General features: G+C 43.4%; 1 rRNA gene. It reads left to right on the top strand.

Going from position 1 to position 350, the window contains the following annotated elements:
• A 16S ribosomal RNA gene (locus ACYQ4S_RS12485) occupies window positions 1–111 on the top strand; the annotation flags it as partial.
• Between the last annotated feature and the right edge of the window lie 239 nt (window positions 112–350).

Below are 350 nucleotides of genomic sequence, written 5' to 3'. Positions count from 1 at the left end.
GTCGGTCGAGTAACCCTTTTAGGGAGCTAGCCGCCGAAGGTGGGCTGGATGATTGGGGTGAAGTCGTAACAAGGTAGCCGTATCGGAAGGTGCGGCTGGATCACCTCCTTTCTAAGGATAGTGCCATCAGGGCACACGGAACCTTGCACAGGTTTTTACTTTGTTCAGTTTTGAGGGATTTTTTTCCTTCAGGACTTTGTTCTTTGAAAACTAGATAGTTGATTAAACACAACACAAACATGTTAAGAAACAACACCGAGAAATAGATTTATTGAGAACAGTTTTGTTCGTTAACAAAACTCTCATCGCTATGAATTACCCTTAACCACCAGGTTAAGTGAATAAGGGCG

This window comes from Alkalibacterium sp. s-m-28, from assembly GCF_054658175.1.
This window is presented reverse-complemented; position numbering and strand designations above follow the sequence as displayed.